Genomic DNA, 330 nt, shown 5'->3' with positions numbered 1-330 from the left:
ATCCGTTAGGTTGATGGTGAACGTCGCTGTCGAGCTTGTGCCATCGCTTGAGGTCGCTGTGATCTCGATGGTCGGAGCCGTATCGCTTTCGTAATCCAGCTGGGTGTTGTCCGCCACGGTCACCACACCTGTGGTCGCATCGATGGTGAACGCACCGTTGTAATCGTCGCTCAAGCTGTAAGTGACTGTGTCGGTCGCATCCGCATCCGTCGCCAGACCGGTGATCTGGACTTCGGTACCGTTCGCCGCACTTTCACTGATGGTGTTCGCGTCGCTATCCGCGTCCACTACCGCACTGATGCCGCTTTCGCTTGTGTCATCCGTTAGGTT

Annotated in this window: 1 protein-coding gene; it reads right to left on the bottom strand. The window is 57.3% G+C overall.

Annotated elements, in window-relative coordinates:
• Positions 1 to 330: cadherin repeat domain-containing protein (locus EES38_RS22060; protein WP_148090394.1), on the bottom strand; the 330-nt coding region annotated here is incomplete at both ends.

Origin of the sequence: Vibrio viridaestus, from assembly GCF_003856525.1 — a bacterium.
GTDB lineage: Bacteria > Pseudomonadota > Gammaproteobacteria > Enterobacterales > Vibrionaceae > Vibrio > Vibrio viridaestus.
The sequence above is the reverse complement of the archived record's forward strand: the minus strand, read 5'-3'. Positions and strand labels throughout refer to the sequence as shown.